At 69.3% G+C, this 20,374-nt stretch carries 19 protein-coding genes; 14 read left to right on the top strand and 5 right to left on the bottom strand.

Annotation, left to right across the window (positions count from 1 at the left end; all coding sequences use genetic code 11):
- Positions 1 to 9 precede the first annotated feature (9 nt).
- On the top strand, positions 10 to 1,134 hold the full coding sequence (locus tag ASD34_RS00545) for a CaiB/BaiF CoA transferase family protein (RefSeq protein ID WP_200937484.1): 1,125 nt from the start codon (positions 10 to 12) through the stop codon (positions 1,132 to 1,134).
- Positions 1,135 to 1,158: 24 nt separating this feature from the next.
- Here ASD34_RS00545 and ASD34_RS00540 read toward each other — a convergent pair whose 3' ends face one another.
- Positions 1,159 to 2,106, bottom strand: a complete 948-nt coding sequence (locus tag ASD34_RS00540; protein ID WP_056571630.1) for a PDR/VanB family oxidoreductase — start codon at positions 2,104 to 2,106, stop codon at positions 1,159 to 1,161.
- A gap of 112 nt (positions 2,107 to 2,218) precedes the next feature.
- Between ASD34_RS00540 and ASD34_RS00535 the strand changes: the two genes are divergently transcribed.
- The 6 genes from ASD34_RS00535 to ASD34_RS00510 are packed head-to-tail and all read left to right on the top strand — an operon-like array spanning position 2,219 to position 8,715.
- Positions 2,219 to 3,535, top strand: coding sequence for a Rieske 2Fe-2S domain-containing protein (locus ASD34_RS00535; RefSeq protein WP_056571627.1), 1,317 nt, complete (start codon positions 2,219 to 2,221; stop codon positions 3,533 to 3,535).
- 46 nt (positions 3,536 to 3,581) lie between these two features.
- Positions 3,582 to 4,562 (top strand): Bug family tripartite tricarboxylate transporter substrate binding protein, encoded by a 981-nt coding sequence (locus tag ASD34_RS00530; RefSeq protein WP_056571624.1) that lies wholly within the window; start codon positions 3,582 to 3,584, stop codon positions 4,560 to 4,562.
- A complete protein-coding gene (locus ASD34_RS00525; RefSeq protein ID WP_056571621.1) occupies positions 4,559 to 5,740 on the top strand; it encodes a thiolase C-terminal domain-containing protein in 1,182 nt (393 codons plus the stop codon). The genes ASD34_RS00530 and ASD34_RS00525 overlap by 4 nt, the downstream gene beginning before the upstream one ends.
- 53 nt (positions 5,741 to 5,793) lie before the next feature.
- Complete coding sequence (locus ASD34_RS00520; RefSeq protein WP_235509929.1) at positions 5,794 to 6,219, top strand: Zn-ribbon domain-containing OB-fold protein; 426 nt, start codon at positions 5,794 to 5,796, stop codon at positions 6,217 to 6,219.
- Between the two features lie 14 nt (positions 6,220 to 6,233).
- A complete protein-coding gene (locus ASD34_RS00515) occupies positions 6,234 to 7,961 on the top strand; it encodes an FAD-dependent oxidoreductase (protein WP_321164602.1) in 1,728 nt (575 codons plus the stop codon).
- Between the two features lie 52 nt (positions 7,962 to 8,013).
- Complete coding sequence (locus ASD34_RS00510; RefSeq protein ID WP_056571616.1) at positions 8,014 to 8,715, top strand: nitroreductase; 702 nt, start codon at positions 8,014 to 8,016, stop codon at positions 8,713 to 8,715.
- Position 8,716: 1 nt separating this feature from the next.
- Here the strand turns inward: ASD34_RS00510 and ASD34_RS00505 are convergent, their stop codons facing one another.
- The gene (locus ASD34_RS00505; protein ID WP_056571612.1) at positions 8,717 to 9,559 is read right to left on the bottom strand and encodes a FadR/GntR family transcriptional regulator; all 843 of its coding nucleotides are present in this window, start codon (positions 9,557 to 9,559) and stop codon (positions 8,717 to 8,719) included.
- A gap of 44 nt (positions 9,560 to 9,603) precedes the next feature.
- Positions 9,604 to 10,398, bottom strand: a complete 795-nt coding sequence (locus ASD34_RS00500) for a FadR/GntR family transcriptional regulator (RefSeq protein WP_235509928.1) — start codon at positions 10,396 to 10,398, stop codon at positions 9,604 to 9,606.
- A 149-nt stretch (positions 10,399 to 10,547) separates the two neighbouring features.
- On the opposite strand from ASD34_RS00500, the gene ASD34_RS00495 reads away from it, so the two are divergent.
- From ASD34_RS00495 to ASD34_RS00465, 7 genes are read left to right on the top strand one after another with little or no spacing between them, the layout of a single operon-like run.
- Complete coding sequence (locus ASD34_RS00495; protein ID WP_056571607.1) at positions 10,548 to 11,708, top strand: acyl-CoA dehydrogenase family protein; 1,161 nt, start codon at positions 10,548 to 10,550, stop codon at positions 11,706 to 11,708.
- Between the two features lie 9 nt (positions 11,709 to 11,717).
- Complete coding sequence (locus tag ASD34_RS00490) at positions 11,718 to 12,854, top strand: acyl-CoA dehydrogenase family protein (protein WP_056571603.1); 1,137 nt, start codon at positions 11,718 to 11,720, stop codon at positions 12,852 to 12,854.
- A 43-nt stretch (positions 12,855 to 12,897) separates the two neighbouring features.
- A complete protein-coding gene (locus tag ASD34_RS00485) occupies positions 12,898 to 14,427 on the top strand; it encodes an acyl-CoA synthetase (RefSeq protein WP_056571601.1) in 1,530 nt (509 codons plus the stop codon).
- On the top strand, positions 14,427 to 15,452 hold the full coding sequence (locus tag ASD34_RS00480) for a phosphotransferase family protein (RefSeq protein WP_056571598.1): 1,026 nt from the start codon (positions 14,427 to 14,429) through the stop codon (positions 15,450 to 15,452). Before ASD34_RS00485 ends, ASD34_RS00480 begins: the two co-directional genes overlap by 1 nt.
- The gene (locus ASD34_RS00475; RefSeq protein WP_056571595.1) at positions 15,449 to 15,823 is read left to right on the top strand and encodes a DUF6285 domain-containing protein; all 375 of its coding nucleotides are present in this window, start codon (positions 15,449 to 15,451) and stop codon (positions 15,821 to 15,823) included. Before ASD34_RS00480 ends, ASD34_RS00475 begins: the two co-directional genes overlap by 4 nt.
- Positions 15,804 to 17,069 (top strand): CaiB/BaiF CoA transferase family protein, encoded by a 1,266-nt coding sequence (locus tag ASD34_RS00470; protein ID WP_056571592.1) that lies wholly within the window; start codon positions 15,804 to 15,806, stop codon positions 17,067 to 17,069. The genes ASD34_RS00475 and ASD34_RS00470 overlap by 20 nt, the downstream gene beginning before the upstream one ends.
- Positions 17,066 to 17,911 (top strand): PaaI family thioesterase, encoded by an 846-nt coding sequence (locus ASD34_RS00465; RefSeq protein WP_056571589.1) that lies wholly within the window; start codon positions 17,066 to 17,068, stop codon positions 17,909 to 17,911. The genes ASD34_RS00470 and ASD34_RS00465 overlap by 4 nt, the downstream gene beginning before the upstream one ends.
- Positions 17,912 to 17,980: 69 nt before the next feature.
- Here ASD34_RS00465 and ASD34_RS00460 read toward each other — a convergent pair whose 3' ends face one another.
- Together ASD34_RS00460 and ASD34_RS00455 are read right to left on the bottom strand one after the other, a co-directional pair.
- Positions 17,981 to 19,120, bottom strand: a complete 1,140-nt coding sequence (locus tag ASD34_RS00460) for a CaiB/BaiF CoA transferase family protein (protein WP_056571586.1) — start codon at positions 19,118 to 19,120, stop codon at positions 17,981 to 17,983.
- 155 nt (positions 19,121 to 19,275) lie between these two features.
- The gene (locus ASD34_RS00455; protein WP_056571583.1) at positions 19,276 to 20,262 is read right to left on the bottom strand and encodes a Bug family tripartite tricarboxylate transporter substrate binding protein; all 987 of its coding nucleotides are present in this window, start codon (positions 20,260 to 20,262) and stop codon (positions 19,276 to 19,278) included.
- Positions 20,263 to 20,374 lie beyond the last annotated feature (112 nt).

Genomic DNA, 20,374 nt, shown 5'->3' with positions numbered 1-20,374 from the left:
AGGAACATCGTGAGCGCTCCCTCTGTCACCACCTCCACCACCACCGCATCCGGGCCTCTGAAGGGGCTGAAGGTGATCGAGTTCGCGGGCATCGGCCCCGGCCCTTTCGCCTGCATGCTGCTGTCCGACATGGGGGCCGAGGTGGTCCGCATCGACCGGCCCGGCGCGCGCCTGGGCGATGCGCACGACATCATCGGACGCGGACGCCAGACCGTGCTGCTGGACCTCAAGAAGGCCGACGACATCGCGCAGGTCCTCGACCTGCTGTCCAGCGCCGACGTGCTGGTCGAGGGCTTTCGTCCCGGCGTGATGGAGCGCCTGGGCCTGGGACCCGACGCGGTGGCCGCGCGCAACCCGCGACTGGTCTATGGGCGCATGACGGGCTGGGGGCAGGAGGGGCCGCTGGCTCAGGCAGCCGGCCATGACATCAACTACATCTCCGTGGCCGGCGCGCTGGCCGCGATCGGCGAGCCCGGACGCGCACCGGTGCCGCCGCTGAACCTGGTCGGCGACTACGGCGGCGGCAGCCTCTACCTCGTCACCGGCATCCTGGCTGCGGTGCTGGAGGCGCGCACCAGCGGCCGGGGGCAGGTGGTGGACGCGGCCATCACCGACGGCGTGGTCTCGCTGATGAGCCTGTTCCAGACGATGGCCTTGCGCGGTTCGCATGTCGAGGCGCGCGGCAGCAACATGCTTGACGGCGGCGCCCCCTACTACGGCGCCTACGAGACGGCCGACGGCAACCATGTGTCGCTGGGGCCGATCGAGCCGAAGTTCTTCGAGCTGCTGTGCGTGAAGCTGGATCTTCCGCAAGCGCTGCGCGATGCGCAGAACGACCGCAGCCGCTGGCCCGCGCTGCGCGAGGCCATCGCGCAGCGCGTGAAGGCGCGAAGCCGTGACGCGTTGTGTGCGTTGCTGGAAGGCACCGACGTGTGCTTCGCCCCCGTGCTGACGCTCAGCGAGGCGGCGCAGCATCCGCACAACCAGGCGCGCGGGGCGTTCGTCGATGTCGACGGGGTCCGCCAGGCGGCGCCCGCGCCGCGCTTCTCGCGCACGCCTTCGCGCATCCAGGGCGCGGCGCCGCGCAGCGCCGTGCGGGCGCAGGCGGTGCTGCAGCGCTGGCGCGGCGCGTAGCGCGCGCGGGCTCGCTCACACTTCTCAGAGGTCCAGGACCAGCACCGGGGTCCGGGCCCCGGAGCAGCAGGGCATCACCACCTGGGCGCTCTTGCGCTCTTCTTCGCTGAGGCATTCGTCGCGGTGATCGGGGAGCCCGTCGAGCACCCGCAGGCTGCAGCTGCCGCAGATGCCCTGCATGCAGGAGTAGGGAATGTCCAGGCCCGCGGCCAGCAGCGTGTCGAGCATCGACTGGCCCGGCGGCACGTCGAACTGCCGGCCGTCCCGCGCGAGGCGCACCGCGTAGCCGCCGGCCGAGGGCGCTTCCGACGCTGCGAATCGTTCCAGGCTCACGTGCCGCGGGGCAATGCCTTGCGTCGCTTCGGTGAAGGCGTCGATCAGGCCCGCAGGTCCGCAGCCGTAGAAGTGGCTGTTCGCGGGCGAGCCGTCGACGATCTCGCGCAGCTTCATCCGCTCGCCCTGCGCGGTGAAGTAGCGCATGACCTTGGCGCCCGCATGGCACGCGAGGCTGCGCAGTTCTGCATCGTGCGCCATCTGGCCGGGGGTGCGCGCCGAGTAGTGCAGCGTCCAGGAGCGCTGCAGCGCATTCAGGCGCCACAGCATGGGCAGCAGCGGCGTGATGCCGATGCCGCCCGCGATCAGCACGTGATGCCGTGCGCTTTCGTCGAGCGCGAAGTTGTTGCGCGGCTCGCCCGCGACGATGTGCATGCCCACGCGTGCGTTGTCGTGCAGCCAATTGGAGCCCCCCCGGCTGGCGGCGTCGCGCTTGACCGTGATCCGGTAGTGCGAGCGGATGTCCGGCGCACTGGAGATCGAGTAGCTGCGGCGCAGCCCGTTCGGCAGGTGGATGTCCAGGTGCGCGCCGGCGGTGACGGCCGGCAGGGCCTGGCCGTCGGGCCTGGCCAGCTCGAAGGAGGCGATGCCTTCTGCCTCCAGTCGGATCTGGCGCAGTTGCAGTTCGAGGGTTTCCATGCGAAGCCTTTCTGAAGGTGGGCGGGCTGACGCCAAGGGGTCAGCCCGCGTTGACGCGACCTGTTTCGGGTGGTATTGTTCAATGGTACTACCAAATTTGAGGTGCAAGAAGATGCTCACGCATGAAGACAACGAACGCCTGGTCCGCGTGGGGCCGGGCACGGAGATGGGGCGGCTCATGCGCCTTTACTGGATTCCGTTCCTGCGCGCGAGCGATGTTCAGGCCGACGGGCAGCCTTACCGCGTCCGGCTGCTGGGGGAGGACCTGGTGGCGTTTCGCGACACCGAGGGCCGCTTCGGCCTGGTCGACCATGCCTGTCCGCATCGCGGCGCGCCCATGGTGCTGGGGCGCAACGAGGAAGGGGGCCTGCGGTGCATCTACCACGGGTGGAAGTTCGGCACCGACGGCCGGTGCCACGAAATGCCGGCCGAGCCCGCGAACTCGCGCATGTGCGCGGCCATGCGCATCAAGTCCTATCCCGTGCAGGAGCGCAACGGCATGCTGTGGACTTACATGGGGCCCGAACCCGCCAGCGCACCGCCTCTGCCCAGCGTTGAATGGAACATGGTGGCGCCGCAGCAGTGCGCCATCTCGATGCGCGTGCAGGAGTGCAACTGGCTGCAGGCGCTGGAAGGGGAGATCGACTCGGCCCACGCCGCCATCTTGCACGGCCGTGTCGATACCTCGGGCGTGATCAACCAGTGGAAGCAGGCGCAAGACCTGGCGCCGACCTTCGAGAGCGAGATCCACGATGCCGGCGTCAGCATCGCGTCGCGGCGCAAGGCGGGGGAGGGCGAGCACTACATCCGCGTGAACCAGTTCCTCATGCCCTTCTGGACGCTGGTTCCGCCGCAGAGCCAGTTCCCGGAGCTCAGCGGGCATGCCTGGGTGCCGATTGACGACGAGCACACGCTGTGCCTGATGTTCTCGTACCACCCGAGCGAGCCTTTCTACGAGAAGACGCGCAAGGTCTTCAAGACCGGGCACGCCGGTCGCGAAACCGGCCACGCCTCAGAGGACTCGTTCGAGCAGCGCCCGGTGACGGACCCGTATCACACCTGCTGGAGCAAGTTCAACCGCGGCAACGCCTACCGTTTCGACGGCGCGCTGGGCGACAAGTACAACGCGGCCCTGCCCGGACTGTGGGTGCAGGACGCCGCCTGCCAGTCGGGAGTCTCGGCGATCTACGACCGTGCGAAGGAACACCTGGGGACGACCGACGCCGGCATCGTGCGCGCGCGGCGCCTGCTGCTGGAGTCGCTGAACAAGCTGGCCGCGGAGGGCCAGGCCCCCAGCTCTGCGAGCGAGCCCGACAAGTTCCTGTGGCGTGCCATCTCCATCACCGTGCCGGAAGGCGCCAACTGGCGCTCCGAGGGGCAGGAGTTCATGCGCGCGGAGCCCGGCAAGGGCTTTGGCTACACGCCCTGAGCGCGGGGCGCCCCGCCATTCACCGATCGACGACGGAGGTCTCCCCATGAATGCTCCTCATCTCACGCGCCGCTGTTTCCTGACCGCGGCGTCCCTCGCGCTGACCGCGCCCTTGTCCGCCATGGGGCAGGGCGCGCCCTTCCCATCGCGGCCCATCCGCATGGTGGTGCCCTACCCGGCGGGCGGCTCGACGGACCAGGTCGCCCGGGCGATCCAGCAGCCGCTCTCCGAGTTGCTGGGCCAGCCCATCGTCATCGACAACAAGCCGGGTGCGGGCGGCACCATCGGCGTGGACACGGTGGCGAAGGCACAACCCGACGGCCACACGCTCGTGTTCGGCAACACGGGGCCCAATGCGGTGGTGTCGCTGCTGCGCAAGGTGCCCTATGACCCGATCAAGGACCTGAAGCCGGTCTCCACGGTGGCCTTCACGCCCATGATCCTTGCCGTGCCCGTGGACAGTCCCGCCCGCACGCTCAAAGAGTTCCTGGCCTACGCCAAGGCCAAGGGCGGCGCGCTGAACTACGGCTCGGTCGGCAACGGATCGCTGTCGCACCTGACGGGCGAGCACTTCAACCACATGTCGGGGCTCAAGCTGCTGCATGTGCCTTATGCGGGCGGCGCGCCGATGCTGGCGGCGTTCGCGGGAGGCCAGCTCGACGCCGCCTTCGTCACGGGCCTCGACGGCGCCGCGATGCTGGCTTCCGGCAAGGTCCGCTACCTGGCGGTCGCGACGCCCGCGCCCACGGACGTCGTGCCGGGCCTTTCCGCGATCGCACAGGAGGTGCCCGGTTTCGAGAGCACGGCGTGGTTCGGTGTGCTGGCCCCGCACGGCATACCGGCCGATGTGCTCGCCAGGGTCCACGCTGCGGTGGTCGCCGCCGTGGCGCGGCCCGAGGTGCGCAAGCAGTTCGCTGAGCGCCGCGTTGAGGCGCGCAGCTGTTCGTCCGAAGAGATGGCCAGGGTGATCGCGGCGGAGCAGGCGCACTGGGGCGCGGTGATCAGGCGCGCCGGGATCACGGCATGACAAAGCGCACGCTTCGCGGACGCGTCGCCGTGGTGGGCATCGGCGAGACGCCGTACTACAAGCACGGGCAGTCGCCCGATGCCGAGTTCAAGCTGGCGCTGAAGGCCATCCTGGCCGCATGCGGGGATGCGGGAATGGACCCGCGCCAGATCGACGGCTTCGCCTCCTACAGCGATGACCGCAGCGACGCCACCCGGCTGGCCGCCGCGCTCGGCCTGCGCCAGCTGCGTTCGGCCACCATGCAATGGGGCGGCGGAGGCGGCGGGTGCTGCGCCGCCGTCGCGAACGGTGCGGCCGCGATCGTGTCGGGGCAGGCCGACTGCGTGGTCGTGTTCCGCTCGCTCGCGCAGGGGCAGTACGGCCGCTTCGGGCAGACCGGCGGCATTGCCACGGTGTCCGGCGAGAAGTCCTACCTCATGCCTTACGGTGTGCTGTCGCCGCCGCAGCGATTCGCGATGCGCGTGCGGCGCTTCATGCACGAGCACGGCGTGCGGCAGGAGGCGATGCGCGCCATCGCCCTGGCGTCCTACCACCACGCGCAGGCCAATCCGCGGGCCGTGATGCACGGCCGGCCACTGGATGCGCAAGGCTACGACGCCTCGCGCTGGATCGCGGAGCCCTTTCATCTGTACGACTGCTGCATGGAGAACGACGGCGCGGCGGCGATCGTGCTGATGGATGCCGAGCGCGCGCGCGATTTCGCGCAGAAGCCGGTTTACCTGCTGGGCGCCGCGTCGGGGTCCGGCCCCCGGTTCGGCACCCATGCGCACAACTCGCCGGCCTACGCATCGGCCAACTTCGGCACCGTCGCGCCGGACCTGTACCGCATGGCGGGTGTGGGCCCACAAGACGTGGGCGTGGTGCAGAGCTACGAAAACTTCACCGGCGGCGTGCTGATGGCGCTGGTGGAGCACGGGTTCTTCGCGCCGGAGGAAGCCAACGAGTTCCTGACCCTCGAGAACCTCCTGGCACCTTCGGGCCGCCTGCCGCTGAACACCAGCGGCGGCAATCTGGCGGAGTGCTACATGCACGGCTTCGAGCTCGTGCTGGAGGCCGTGCGGCAAGTGCGGGGCATCTCTACCAGCCAGGCCGCGCGCAGCGACGTCGCGCTGGTCGTCGGCGGCCCGATGGTGTCGCCGGTCAGTGATCTTCTTCTGGGTTCGGAGGCAGTGCTGTGAAAGACGCGTCTGGCGCTGTTGCGCATCATTTGCCGCCGGGGTTGCCGATACCGGTGTCCGAGCCTGACGGCCTGGCCGAGCCCTACTGGGCCGGGCTGCGCGAGGGGCGCCTGCGGGTCCAGCGCTGCGCCCATTGCGGCACCTGGCAGTTCGGCCCGGAGTGGATCTGCCACGGTTGCCATGCGTTCGACCCCGCATGGGTCGAGGTGGTGCCGCGTGGGCGCATCTACAGCTGGGAGCGTGTCTGGCACCCGGCCCATGCCGCGCTGAAGAACCACGGCCCCTACCTGGCCGTGCTGGTGGAGCTGCCCGATGCGGGCGGTGTCCGCATGGTCGGCAACCTGCTGGGCGATCCGATGCAGGAGGTGGCGATCGGCGCGCAGGTGCAGGGCGTGTTCGAGCCCCATCCCGATGCGCAGCCGCCCTATGCGTTGCTGCAATGGCGGTTGGCCGTGCCCGCGGACGCGGCGGATCTGTGAGGCGGCCGGGCGCCGTGGCGTCTGTCGAACCGGTGGACCTGATCGTCGTCGGCGGGGGCGCGGGCGGCATGACCGCCGCGCTGGTGGCGGCGCTCGAAGGCCTCAAGGTCGTGCTGTGCGAGGCCACGGAACAGGTCGGCGGCACCACCGCGACATCGGCCGGAACGCTCTGGGCGCCGGGCAACCGCCATGGGGCGGAGGCCGGGCACGGCGACACCGTCGCCGATGCGGCGCGCTACCTCGACGCCTTGATCGGCCCCGACGCGAGCGAAGGCGAGGGCGGGTGGCGCCGCGCATTCCTCGACAGCATCGGCCCGGCGCTGGACGACCTGGAGCGCCGTTCGGCCGTCGCCTTCGCGAGCTCGGGCCGGCACCCGGACTATCTTCCCCTGCCGGGTGCCGCGCTCAGTGGACGTGCGGTGTCGCCCCTGCCTTTCGACGGCCGGCTGCTGGGCGCCGACTTTCTTCGCGTCAGGCCGCCCCTGCCCCACTTCATGCTGCTGGGCGGAATGATGGTGGGCAAGACCGATGTGCAGAGCCTGCTGGGGCGCTACCGCTCATGGTCGAACTTCTCCCGGAGCGTGGCGCTGGTCCTGCGCCATGCGCGGGATCGGCTTTTCCATCCGCGAGGCACCCGCCTGGTGATGGGCAACGCCCTGGTGGCGCGGCTGCTCTACAGCCTGCGACGGGCTGGCGTGGACATCCGCTTCGGCTGGCGCATGTCGCGCCTCGTGCAGGAAGAAGGCCGGGTCGTCGGCGCGTGCTTCGAGGTGCGCGGCATCGGCGAGCGCCGGCTGGACAGCCGTGCAGGCGTGGTGCTGGCCACCGGTGGCGTGGGCCATGGCGAGCCGTTGCGGCGGGAGCTCGCGCCGGCGGATTTCGCGTTCGAGTCGCTGGCCGCCGACGGCGTGAGGGGCGAGGGCATCCAGGCCGCGCGCCACGCCGGTGGGCACCTGCAGGGTTTTGCCGAGAGCTTCCTGTGGCAGCCCGTGTCGCGCGTTCCTGGAGTGCGCGGCGCGGCGCCCAGCCTGTTTCCTCACCTGTACCTGGACCGGGCCAAGCCCGGCCTCATCGCCGTGAACCGTCAGGGGCGGCGCTTCGTGAACGAGGCTTCTTCGTACCACCACTTCGTCGACGGCATGCTCCGTGCGAGCCGCGAGGGCGAGGGCGCACCTTTCTGGCTGGTGTGCGATGCGGACTTCGTACGACGCTACGGCCTGGGCGCCATCCCTCCGGGCACGCGCAACCTGCGGCGATGGACGCAACGCGGCTACCTCGTCACCGCGCCCACGCTCGCCATCCTGGCGCGCAGGCTCGGCCTGGAGGACGACGCGCTGGCGCGCACGGTGGCGCAACACAATCAATTCGCAGCGACGGGCATCGACGCCGAATTCGGCAAGGGCGATGCCGCGCTGGATCGTTTCAACGGCGACCCGTCGCGGGCTGGGAACCCCTGCCTGGGGCCGATCGGCACGCCGCCGTACTGCGCCCTGGCCATCTGGCCGGCGGATGCGGCCTCCAGCGCAGGCATCCGCACGAACCGCGACGCCCAGGCCTTGCAGGCTGGCGGCGCGCCGATACCGGGCCTGTACGCCTGCGGCAACGATGCCGCGTCCGTCATGCGGGGCGCCTATCCGGGGCCGGGGGCCACGCTGGGTCCTGCTGTGGCGGCCGGATGGCGGGCGGGCCGGCATGCCGCCGCCTGTCTGGCGACACGCGCACCCGACCCGATCGATCCGTAGACTGTGCCCACGCCTGATCGTTCCACCTCTTTTTTCGCAAGAACCCCAAGAAATGCAGACCTCCCTGACAGACTCCGACGCCCGCGCCGATCAGCTGGCGCAACTGCTCGACACGCGATTCAGCTGCCGGGCGTTCCGCCCCGATCCCGTGCCGCGATCCATCATCGATCGCATCGCCGCGATGGCCCAGCGCAGTGCGTCCTGGTGCAATGCGCAGCCCTGGCAGGTGGTGATCACCTGCGGCGACGAGACCGAGCGTTTCAGGCAGGCCATGCGCGCGCCCGCGCAAGCGGACGAGGCCGGGCCGGATTTCCAATGGCCCATCGAGTACCGGGGCGCCTACCAGGAGCGCCGGCGCGAATGCGGGCTGGCGCTCTACGACGCCGTGGGCGTGGCACGCGGCGATCGCGAGGCCTCCGCGCGCCAGGCGCGCCAGAACTTCGAGCTGTTCGGCGCGCCGCACGTCGCCATCATCACGAGCGACGAGCAGCTGTCGACCTATGGGGCCGTCGATTGCGGCGGCTATGTCGCGAACTTCCTGCTGGCGGCCACGAGCCTGGGCGTGGCGACCATCGCACAGGCCGCGCTGGCGTCACGCCCTCAGCGCGTGCGCGACGCCCTGGGCTTGCCGCCGGATCGCCGGATCGTGTGCGGCATCTCGTTCGGCTACGCGGACACCGCGCATCCGGCCAACCAGTTCCGCACCAGCCGCGCCGATGTGCAGGCGGCCGTGAGCATTCGCGGCGCCAACTGAATCAGGCGGCCGCTTTCTTCTTGGTTGCAGCCCGTGTCTTCGGCGCCGCAGCTGCTGTAACGGCCGCCGTGGCCTTGGCTTGCGCAGGCGCCGGGGTGATGCGGGAAAGGTAGCCCCGCTCCAGCCGCTTCAGGCTGTTTTCCATCTCGGCCATCGCGGCCGCGGTGTTCTTTTCTTCCAGGTGCTTGATGAAGCGCTTGCGCGAGGCAAAGACGAACGCATTGTCGTGGTCGCCGATGCTCTGCACGAACTGCTCCAGCACCGTGAGCAGGCCGTCCATCACGATCACCATGATCGGGTTGCCGGTCATGCGGGCGATGATGCGGTGGAAGTCCAGGTTCAGCTGGACACGGCGCGGGAAGTCGCCTTCCTGCGACGCCTGCAAGACCTGGTCGAGGTTGTCCTTGAGGGCCTGCACGTCTTCGGGGCGCACCCGGGCGCAGGCCTCGCGGACCGCCACGGCCTCGATCCAGATGCGCGCTTCGGTCAACTGGCTCGGGCTGAGGGTGCCCATGTGGTACAGGTCCACCATGCCGTTGACGATCACGCCGGCGGAGCCTTCGCTGATGAACGCGCCGCCGCTGGCGCCCTTTTGCAGGCGGATGAGCCCGGCATGCTCGAGCGAGCGAAGCGCTTCGCGCAGCGTGTTGCGCGAGACGCCGAACTGGACGGCCAGCGCACGCTCGGCCGGCAGCCGGCTGCCGACCTTGAGGCGGCCCTTCGCAAGCTCGGCGCGGATCTGTGTGGCGATTTCCTCGAAGGCGCGCGGCGACCGGACGGCTTCAAAGCGCGGCAGCACGGGCGCAGCGGCGTCCTCGGTGCTCTTCTTGGTTGTTCTCGGCATTCTTGAAACTTTCTTCGATGTGGTGCCCACGGCCTCGGGGGCCGTCATGGTGCGCTGCGCGGTGCGCTGCGTGTTTTCTCGTATTCGCTTTCCAGGTAGTCGTTGACCCGGCGCAGATGCAGGGCCATGGCTTTGGCGGCGCCCTCAGCATCGCGGGCGCGCATGAGGGCCAGCACCTTGCGGCGAACCTGCATCAGGTCCTTGCGGGGTTGCGGGTCCACGCGTGCGAGCAGCGTGCGGATGATCTCCGACAGCGCATCGACCATCATCACGATCACCGCATTGTGGGTAGCGCGGGCGATGAGCCGATAGAACTCGATCACCGACTTCGTGTTGCGCGAACCCCCGCCCGTGCGAAACAGCTCCGTGTGATGCCGGATGTCGGCATCGATGGCGCCGAAGTCTTCTTCGGTGCCGCGCACGCTGGCCAACCGGATCGCCACGCCCATCAGCTCGATGCGGGCCTCCGTGACATCGGCGATCGACACCTGGCCCAGTGACACCATGTCCTGAACGGTTTGCGCGAATCCGTCGGAGCTGATTGCCGTGGGCTTGCGGATAAAGAAGCCGCCGTGCACGCCGGTGCGCGCCTCGACAAGGCTCGCGGCCTCCAGGCTGCGCAAGGCCTCGCGCACGCTGCTTCGGCTGATGTCGAACTGCTCGGCCAGATCCTTTTCGGCGGGAAGCCTGTCCCCGGGGCGCAGCTCGCCGCTGGCCAGTTGCTTGCGAACCTGATCGCAGATGGCCTCGAAGCCCCGGCGCGTGCGCACCGGTTGAAACACGGGCGCTGAATCCTGACTCTGAGCCTGGGCTGTGTGAATGGGCGCTGAATGTCGCACAGTGCTCCCTGATGTGGATGGGACGTTGATCGTAATACAGCCAGTACGGCGAAAAGCCCATGAAGAAGCGCTTGCATTAAATAATGGTTGAACCATAGAATGCAAAAGATGCCTGCAGCGTGTGCAGGCGTTGGCCGCTGGAGTAATGCATGAATTTGAATCTGACCCAGGCGCAAAGTGGGTTTCGAGATGAGGTGCGGGCCTTCGTGGCCGAGCGTTTGCCGGTGGAGATCCGGGACCGCCTTCGCGCCGGCCATCCGCCGGGCAAGCAGGACACCGTGACATGGCAACGCATCCTCAATGAGCGCGGCTGGGCCGCGCCGCATTGGCCCCGGCGCTACGGCGGCGCCGAGCTGGGGCAGATGGAGCGGCTGATCCTCATGGATGAGCTCTACCAGGCTCCCGCGCCGCTGCCGCAGGTCTTCAACATCACGATGTTGGGGCCGGTGCTCATGAAGTTCGGAACGCCCGCGCAGTGCGAGTACTTCCTGCCCAAGCTTGCCAACCTGGACCTGTGGTTCTGCCAGGGTTTCTCGGAGCCCGGGTCGGGCTCCGACCTGGCTTCGCTGCGCACGGCGGCGCGCCGCGAGGGCGACCACTATGTGGTCAACGGACAGAAGATCTGGACGACGACCGCGCATTGGGCGGACTGGACCTTCGCGCTGGTGCGCACCGACCCCGACGCGCGCAAGCAGGAAGGCATTTCCTTCCTGCTCATCGATCTCAAATCGCCGGGCATCACCATCCGCCCGATCACTTCGATCGACGGGGAGCATCACCTGAACGAGGTGTTCTTCGACGAGGTGCGCGTGCCGGTGGACAACCTGGTCGGCCAGGAGAACAAGGGCTGGGACTGCGCCAAGTTCCTGCTCGGCAACGAGCGCACCGGCATCGCGAACGTGGGCCTGTGCCGCGAACGGCTGGCGCACGCACGCGCGGTGGCGATGCGCACGCGGCAGGGCGGCGGCTATCTCCTGGACGATCCCAAGCTCCAGGCGGAGTTCGCGGCAATGGACGCGGAAATCCGCGCGCTGGAGGTGACGAACTGGCGCTTCCTGCTCACGCCGTCGCAGCAGCAGGCCCTTCCGGCCTTCGCCTCGGTGCTCAAGCTCAAGGGCGTGGAGCTGCAGCAGGAGGTCAATGCCTTGCTGGCCCGTGTCGCGGGTCCGCAGGGGCTGGAGCGCCGCGACAGCGGCGAGACGGTACACGGGCCGTTGACGCCGCGCTATTTCTACTCGCGAGCCGCGAGCATCTATGGGGGAACCAGTGAAGTGCAAAAGGACATCCTGTCCAAGTTCATCCTGGGCTGAGGAGCAGACATGGAATTTGAACTGAACGACGAACAACGTGCGCTGCGCGAGAGCCTCTCGCGACTCTTGTCGGACCGCTACGGCTTTGAAGCCCGGCGCGCGCTGGCGGCGAGCCCGCAAGGCCACGACCCGAAGACCTGGCAGCACATGGGCGAACTGGGCCTCCTGGGCCTTCCGGTCCCGGACGCGCATGGCGGCTTCGGCGCGCGCGCCGAAGACCTGCTGCCCGTCATGCAGGAGCTGGGCGCGGCGCTGTCGCTGGAGCCCTTCCTGCCGCTGGTGCTGGGCGCCACCGCCGTGCGCCTGGCGGGCGATGCCAGCCAGTGCGCGGACATCCTTGCGCGCGTCGCCACCGGCGAACTGCAGCTGGCCTGGGCACACGACGAAGCCGTGGGGCGCCATGCGCCGTGGTGGGTGCAGACGCAGGCGCGCCGTGAAGGCGACGGCTGGGTGCTCGACGGCGCCAAGTCGCCGGTGCTGGGCGCGGGCTTCGCGCACCGCATCGTCGTGAGCGCGCGGTTGACGGGTGACGCCGGCCAGCGCGAGGGCTGCGCGCTGTTCCTGGTCGACCCCCAGGCGCCCGGCGTGCAGGTGCGAAGCTTCCGGCTGGTCGACGACAGCGCGGCGGGCGAGCTGGTCCTGAGCAAGGCCCATGCACAGCCCCTGGGGCCCGTCGAAGACAGCGCGCATGCCCTTGCCGCGATCGACGGCACGCTGGCCATGGGCATCGCGGCCATCTGCGCCGACATGACCGGCGCCATGCGCGCCGCGTACCAACTGGCTGTGGACTACCTCGGCACGCGCCAGCAGTTCGGCCGCCTCATCGGCCAGAACCAGGCCCTGCGGCATCGCACGGCGGAGATGCTCGTCAGCCTCGAACTGGCCAAGAGCATGGCGATCGCCGCGGCGGTCGCGGTGGACACGGGCGAGGGCAAGGCGGCGCGCATCGAGCTGCATCGCGCCAAGCTGTCGGTGGCGCGCCATGCGCGTCAGCTGGCGCAGCTTGCGATCCAGTTGCATGGCGGCATCGGGATGACCGAGGAGTACGCCGTCGGCCACTACCTTCGCCGCATCCACGTGCTGGACCAATGCCTGGGCGACGCCGACGCGCATGCGATGCAGCTGGCCGAAGCGCTGGCCGACTGATGAACACAGGCGCTTGCATGCGCCGAAGAGACGGAGACAAGAGATGACTTCAGCCAAGATTTTTCTGGATGAGCGCGGTGTCGCGCGAGACGAACTGGTCCAGCGCGGCGCGCGCGCGGCCACCGGTTTCGTCAGCCTGGGCCTGCAGGAAGGAGACACCGTCGCGCTGCTGCTGCGCAACGACTTCGCCTTCTTCGAGGTGCTGCAGGCCACGGCCGCCGTGGGGGCCTATGCGGTGCCGCTGAACTGGCACGGCAAGGCCGAGGAGGCCCGCTACATCCTCGAGGACAGCAAGCCCAAGGTGCTGGTCGCCCACGCCGACCTGCTGGCGTCGATTCGTGATCAGATTCCCGCGGAGATCCGGGTGCTCGTGGTGCCCACGCCGCACGAGGTGCGCACGCGCTACGGACTGGCGGACGCGGCCTGTGCGCCGCGCCCGGGCGACATGGCCTGGCCCACGTGGGCCGACGGCTTCGAGGCCTGGACGCAACCGCCCAAGCGCAGCCGGGCCACGATGATCTACACATCGGGGACCACCGGCCACCCCAAGGGCGTCAAGCGCAATCCGGCCTCGCCCGAAGAGACGCTGATCTACGCCGATCTGCTCAAGCGCGTCTATGGCATCGAGCAGGGGGTGCGCGCGCTGGTCACCGGCCCCCTGTACCACGCGTCGCCCAATGCCTACGGCCGCCAGGCCTTCGGGCTGGCCGATGTGCTGGTCATGCAATCGAAGTTCGATGCCGAGGAGACGCTGGCGCTCATCGAGAAGCACCGCATCACCAACGCCGTGATGGTGCCGACCATGTTCGTGCGCATCCTCCGGTTGCCAAAGGAGGTGCGCGAACGCTACGACCTGAGTTCGCTCAAGTGGGTCACGCACACCGGGGCCCCCTGTCCGCGGGAGGTGAAGCAGGAACTGATGGCATGGTGGGGTCCGATCATCTACGAGACCTACGGCGGCACGGAGGTCGGCACCGCCACCCTGGCCACGCCGCAGGATTGGCTGGCGCATCCGGGGTCGGTGGGCGTGCCGACACCCGGCACGCGCATCGCCTTTTATGACGAAGACGGCAAGCCCGCGCCTGACGGCGAGCCCGGCGAGATCTACATGCGCGTGCCGGCCTACGCGGACTTCACCTACCTGAACAACGCGCACAAGCGTGCGAGCGTGGAGCGCGACGGCCTGATCAGCGTGGGCGACGTCGGCTACCTGAAGAACGGTCGTCTGTACCTGTGCGATCGCCGCTCCGACATGGTGATCTCCGGCGGCACCAACATCTACCCGGCCGAGATCGAGATGGTGCTGACCCAATGCCCGGGCGTGCAGGACTGCGCGGTCTTCGGCATCCCCGACGACGATTTCGGCGAGTCGCTCGCCGCGGCGGTGGAGCTCATTCCCGGCGCGCAGGTCACGGCCCGCGAGATCCAGGCTTACCTTGAGTCCCATCTGGCGAAGTACAAGGTGCCCCGGCGCATCGACTTCCATGCGTCGCTGCCGCGCGAAGACAGCGGCAAGATCTTCAAGCGACGCCTGCGGGACCCCTTCTGGCAGGCGACAGGCCGCAAGATCTGATGGCGGCGGCCGATTCTGTCGACGCGGTGGCCCGGGCCCTGGCCGCGGCGCTGTCCCGCCATGAAGGCAAGGCGGGCCGCGTCCAGGCACTGCGCAGGCTGACGGGGGGCGCGACCAAATGCACCTGGGCCTTCGAGTGGGTCTGCGGCGGATCGGCGCAGGCGTTGATTCTTCAGCAGACACCGGGTACGAATGGCCCGCGCGGACGTGTCCCGAAGCTCGATGCCGGCGAAGACGCCACGCTCATGCGGGTGGCGCGCGCGCACGGCGCCCTGGCGCCCGTGGTGCGCTTGCTGCTGTGCGAGCAAGACGGCCTCGGCGCAGGCTACGTCACCGAAGCCGTCGAAGGCGAAACGCTGGGCAAGAAGCTGGTGCGCGATCCCGCCTTCGCGCAAGCACGCAGCCGCATGGCCGCGCAGTGCGGACAGATCCTGGCCGCCATCCATGCCACGCCGGTCGCGCAGACAGCTTTTCTGCAGACGCTCTCGCCCGCCGACGAGTGGGCGGTGTACGCCGACCTGCTGGCCGCGTGCGGGGTGCGGCACCCAGCATTGAGCTACGCCCTGCGCTGGGTGCGCGAGCGACTGCCGGCGCAGTGGGAGCCCGCCCTCGTGCATGCGGACTTTCGCACCGGCAACCTGATCGTGGGGCCGGAAGGCATCCGCTGCGTGCTGGACTGGGAGATCGCCCGCATCGGTGATCCGATGCAGGACCTGGGCGTGCTGTGCATGCGCTCCTGGCGCTTCGGCGGCGCGGGCGAGGTCGGCGGCTTCGGCGACCGCGAAGCGCTGTATGCGGCCTATGAAGCGGCCAGCGGACGCGCGATCGATTCCGAGCGGGTCCGGTTCTGGGAGGCGTTTTCCAACCTCAAATGGGCAATCGCCTGCGCCAGGCGCGGGTCGGCGCGACGCGCCGACGGTCGTCCCGCGAGCGTGGAGTTGAGTGCCGTCGGGCGCCGCCTCGAAGAACCCCTGTGGGACTTCTTCAGCCTCGTGGCCCCCTCGCATGCAGGAGTGACGCAATGACGGTTTTCGTTCCCGACATGCCAGATCTCATCCGTGCCACGGTCGACTACCTGGAGCAGGACCTGCTGCCGACGTTGACCGGCTATCAGCGCTTTCACACGCACGTCGGCGTGAACGTGCTGCACATCGTGCTTCGCCAGCTGACGCAGGGCGAGGCGCTGCAAGCGCAGGAGTGGTTGCGCCTGCGCGAGCTGCTGGACTCGCAGGATGCGCTGGCCGAGCTGAACCGGCAACTCGCGGATGCGCTGGACGATGGCAGCCTGCCGCTCGATGCCCCCGGGCTGGTGCCGCACCTGCGCGCCACCTTGCATGGGGCGCTGCAGATCAACAATCCTCAATGGACCGTGGGCCATGAACCGACCGCTGCTTGAGTCCCTGCCTTCCCCTCGTGCGCGCCCTTCGGGGGCACCGCTGGCGCTGGAGGGCCTCAAGGTTGTCGACTTCAGCCATTTTCTTTCCGGCCCTTACTGCACGCAGATCCTCGCGGACTTCGGCGCCGAGGTCTGGAAGATCGAGAAGCCCGCCGGCGGCGACGACTTCAGGTCGCACAAGCCGCCTGCGCTGGGTGGAGAGTCGCTGGGCTACCTGTGGACCAACCGCAACAAGCAGGGGTTGTGCATCGACCTGTATTCGCAGGCCGGCCGCGAGCTGGCTCTGAAGCTGATCGATCAGGCCGATGTGCTGGTCGAGAACTTCTCCACCGGCGTCATGCAGCGGCTCGGGCTGGACTACGACAGCGTCTCGCGGCGCAATCCCCGGCTGATCTATTGTTCGATCTCCGCGGCGGGGCGCGAAGGTGAACTCGGCCAGCGCGTCGGCTTCGATCCGATCGCGCAGGCCGAAAGCGGGCTGATGGCGCTCAACGGGCATCCCGATGCGGGGCCGGTGGTGGTGGGCTCGCCCATCATCGACATCACCACCGGCATGATGGCCGGCAATGCGGTCCTGGCCGCCCTGGCGGCCCGCGCGCGCGACGGCCAGGGCCAGCTCGTCGAGGTCGCGATGATGGACCAGGCCGCCCAGATGGTCGGATACCGGCCGATGACTTACGTCGCGACGGGCAACGAGCCGCCGCGCGTGGGCAACTCCAGTCCTGTGGTCGTGGCCATCGGCATGTTCGCGACGGCCACGGGGCCGATCTACCTTTGCTGCGCGAACGAGCGCAGCTACCAGCGCCTCATGCGCGACGTGCTGTTCCGGCCCGACTTGTGCGAAGGCGTCTACGCCGATCCCCGGACCCGCATCGCCCATCGGGACGCGCTGCGCGCCGCGCTACTGGAGGAACTGAGTGTCCGGCCCCGTGAGGAGTGGCTGCCGCTCATGAGTGCGGCGGGTGTGCCGGCGGGCGCCGCGCGCACCGTCGCCGAAGCCATGACGAGCGAAGACATGCGCCAGCGCGGCCTGCTGACGGCCATCGATCACCCGGTCGCGGGAACGGTGCCCAACCTTGCGCCGCCGTACCGGCTCAGCCGCACGCCCGTGGCCGACCCGAAAGCCGCACCCACGCTCGGGCAGCACACGGTCAGCGTGTTGCGCGACGTGCTGGGGCTGGGCAGCGAAGACATCCAGGTGCTGGTCCGGCAGGGCGTGCTCGGGCAGGCAGAGGCATCGCCATGAAGGAGATGGAAGCCGCCGAGGGCTTTCTCGCCCATGTCGGCCCCATCACGCATGACGCGCATGACACGCAGGACGGGGCTGGCAGCACGGTGCTCCCGCTGGGGCCGCATCATCTGAACATCGGTGGTCGCTTCCATGGCGGCATGGTTATGACTTTGGCCGTCGCCGCGCTCGAGCGCGCGGCCGGCGAAGCGGCCGCCAGGGGCGGGGGTGGCGCCGATGTTCGGATGCTGTCGATGGACGTGCAGTTCATCAGCGCGGCGCTCGGCGGCGCCCGTGTCCGCGCCGACGTCGAGCGCACGCGCGTCACGCGCACGATGGTTTTTCTGACGGCACGCCTGTCCGCCGACGGCGAGTGCCTGGCCACCCTGGGCGCGGTGTACCGCATCGTCGCGCCCGGTGCCGAGGCCGAAGAGCCGCCGGCCGCCCCGGCGCGGCCGGACACCGCCGGCTGGGCGCAAGCCGTGTGGCGCGAGCCGTTCTCCAGGCACGTGGGTTCCGTCTACGAATGCACCACGCCCGAAGGCGGGATGTCGGCCTTGTTTGAAGTCGATGCCAGCAGGGCGTGCGCGCGGCGGCCGGTGATGCATGACGGCATGGCCCTGTTCATTGCCGATGTGTTCACCGGGCGAGCGTCGGCCCGGGCCTCCATGGGGCGCTGTGTCACGCTCGGCATGCAGGTGCGGCGCCTGGGTGACGTGGCGGCGGGCGCGTGGCCCCGGTTCGAGACGCACGTGCGCAAGGTGTCGCCCTCGGTCGTCTTCACCGACGGCGTGCTCAGTTGCGGGGGCCAGCCCGTGATGACGGTCGCCTCGGTCTGGAAGATCCTGGGCGCGTCCTAGCCCTCGGGCGCGGGGCGAATGGCGGGAAGATCGCGGCGCATGGCGCGCAGCCATGCGCCATCGATCACATCACTCGAACACCTGCGCCGCTTGCAAGGCGCGGAACGCCTCGGCGCCGATGCCCCATGCATCGAGCGTGCGCTCGTCATCCACGCCGGCCGGTATCCAGGCCTTCGGCGCTTCGGGCGAGGTCCGGCTGAACCGCGGGGCCGGCGCCGGCTGCACCACGCCATCGAGTTCAACGAAGGTGCCACGGGCTTTCAGGTGCGGGTGCCCGGGCGCTTCCGACAAGGGCATGACGGGTGCGAAGCAGGCGTCGGTGCCTTCCAGCCGTTCTCGCCATTCGGCCTGCGTGCGGCTGCGGAACACTTCCGTCAGCCGGGCCTGCAGCCGCGGCCATCCCGCGCGGTCGTGCTGGCCCGGAAGCGCCTCTGCGTCCAGCCCCAACCGGCGCAGCAGTTCGGCGTAGAACTGCGGCTCGGCGGCGGCTACCGTGACGTAGCGCTCGTCCGCCGTGGTGTAGACGTGATACCAGGGCGAGGCGCCGTCCAGAATGTTCTCGCCGCGCCCGTCCCGCCAGCGCCCGTTCGCGCGCGACGCATGGAGGTATGCGGTGAGCGAGGCCACCCCGTCGACCATCGCCGCGTCCACCACCTGGCCCTTGCCGGAGCCGCGCGCTTCGAGCAGCGCGCAGACCAGGCCGAAGGCCAGGTACATCGCACCGCCACCGAAGTCGCCCAGCAGGTTCAGAGGCAGCGGCGGCGGCGTGCCCGGCGTGCCCAGCGGATGCAGGGCGCCGGCCAGCGCGATGTAGTTGGCATCGTGGCCGGCCGCCTGCGCCAGCGGCCCGTCCTGCCCCCAGCCTGTCATGCGGCCGTACACCAGGCGCGGATTCGCCTCGAGGCAGGTGTCCGGGCCCAGGCCCAGCCTTTCCATGACACCGGGGCGGAAGCCCTCGATGAGCGCATCGGCCGACGCAACAAGGTTGTGCAGCAGATCGACCGCGGCGGGCTTCTTGAGGTCCAGTGCGAGCGAGCGCCGATTGCGCTGCAGGATGTGCGCGGCCGGGCGCTGCGTGCGCGCGCCCGCCGGTGCCGGGCGTTCGATGCACAGCACCTGCGCGCCCATGTCCGCCAGCATCATGGATGCGAAGGGTCCGGGCGCAAGGCCCGCCATCTCGATGACTTTGATTCCGTGCAGCGGGCCCATGGTGTGTGGTGCTTGATCCGGCGGAGTGGTTGGGGTTGGAATGGCTTGCCGTCAATCGGCGTGCCGGGCGTGTTCCGTGTCAGGTTCCGTGTCAGGTTCCGTGTCAGGTTCCGTGTCAGGCGTACCCGGTGCCAGGCACGCAGGTGGGCGCGGCCTCACTCGGGTCGAATGCCCGCCTGACGCACGGCCTCGCCCCACGGCGGGCAACCTTGCACGAGCGCGCGCGTCATGTCGGCGGTGCTGCCCGTGCCGGCGAGCACGCCCATGCGCAGCAGGGTGTCCTTGTTGGCGGCAGTGGCTGTGATCTTGCGCAGCTCTTCGTTCAGCCGCTCCAGCACCGCGGCGGGCGTGCCCGCCGGCGCCATGAGGCCGACCCAGCCCACGAGGTTGATGGAGTGCCCGCTCTCGATGAAGGTCGGCACGTTGGGCAGGCGCGGCCAGCGCTGCTCGCCGGCAACGGCCAGTGCCACGAGCTTGCCGGAGTTGACCTGCGATTCCACGAAGGACATGTCGGCCATGGTCATGGCGGCTTCGCCGGTATGCATCGCCTGGATGGCAGGGGCGCCGCCCTGGTAGGGCACATGCAGCATGCCCAGGCCGCGCTGCGCGTTGAAGACCTCGCTGTACAGATGGCCTGATCCGCCGATGCCCGGCGTGGCGTAGTTGACCTTGCCAACGTTGGCCTTGGCATAGGCCAGGAACTCGGGCAGCGTCCGAACGCCCAGCGACGGCGAGACCAGCATCATCAGCGGCGCGCTTCCGATCATTCCCACGGGCGCGAAGTCGCGCTGCGCCGAGAAGGGGAACTCCTTGCGCAGGTACGGGTTGACGCAGGCGACTGACGACGACATCAGCACCAGGGTGTATCCGTCGGGCGTGGCCTGCTTGACCTGCAAGGAACCGACCACGCCTTGCGCACCGGCCTTGTTGTCGACGATCACACTCTGGCCGAGCGCCTTGCCCAGGTCGTTGGCCACCAGGCGGGCGGCCACGTCCGACACGCCGCCGGGCGCGAATGGAACCACGAGGCGCACAGGCCGCTGCGGCCACCCTTGCGCCGCGGCGGGTTGAACCGCGAAGCCGATGAGTGCGAGCGCCGCCGCAGCCAGCGCACGCAGGCGTTTCGGTCCGTAGGGGCTCATCTCGTCTCCAAATATTAATGGTTGATCCAATGATATTTGGCGACAAGAGCTGCGTCAACGCGGGAGGACTGGTGGTCAACCCCTAGGAAGTCATGCGCTCACCCCGTTGACT

Origin of the sequence: Variovorax sp. Root473, assembly GCF_001426505.1 — a bacterium.
Classification (GTDB): domain Bacteria; phylum Pseudomonadota; class Gammaproteobacteria; order Burkholderiales; family Burkholderiaceae_C; genus Variovorax.
The sequence above is the reverse complement of the archived record's forward strand: the minus strand, read 5'-3'. Positions and strand labels throughout refer to the sequence as shown.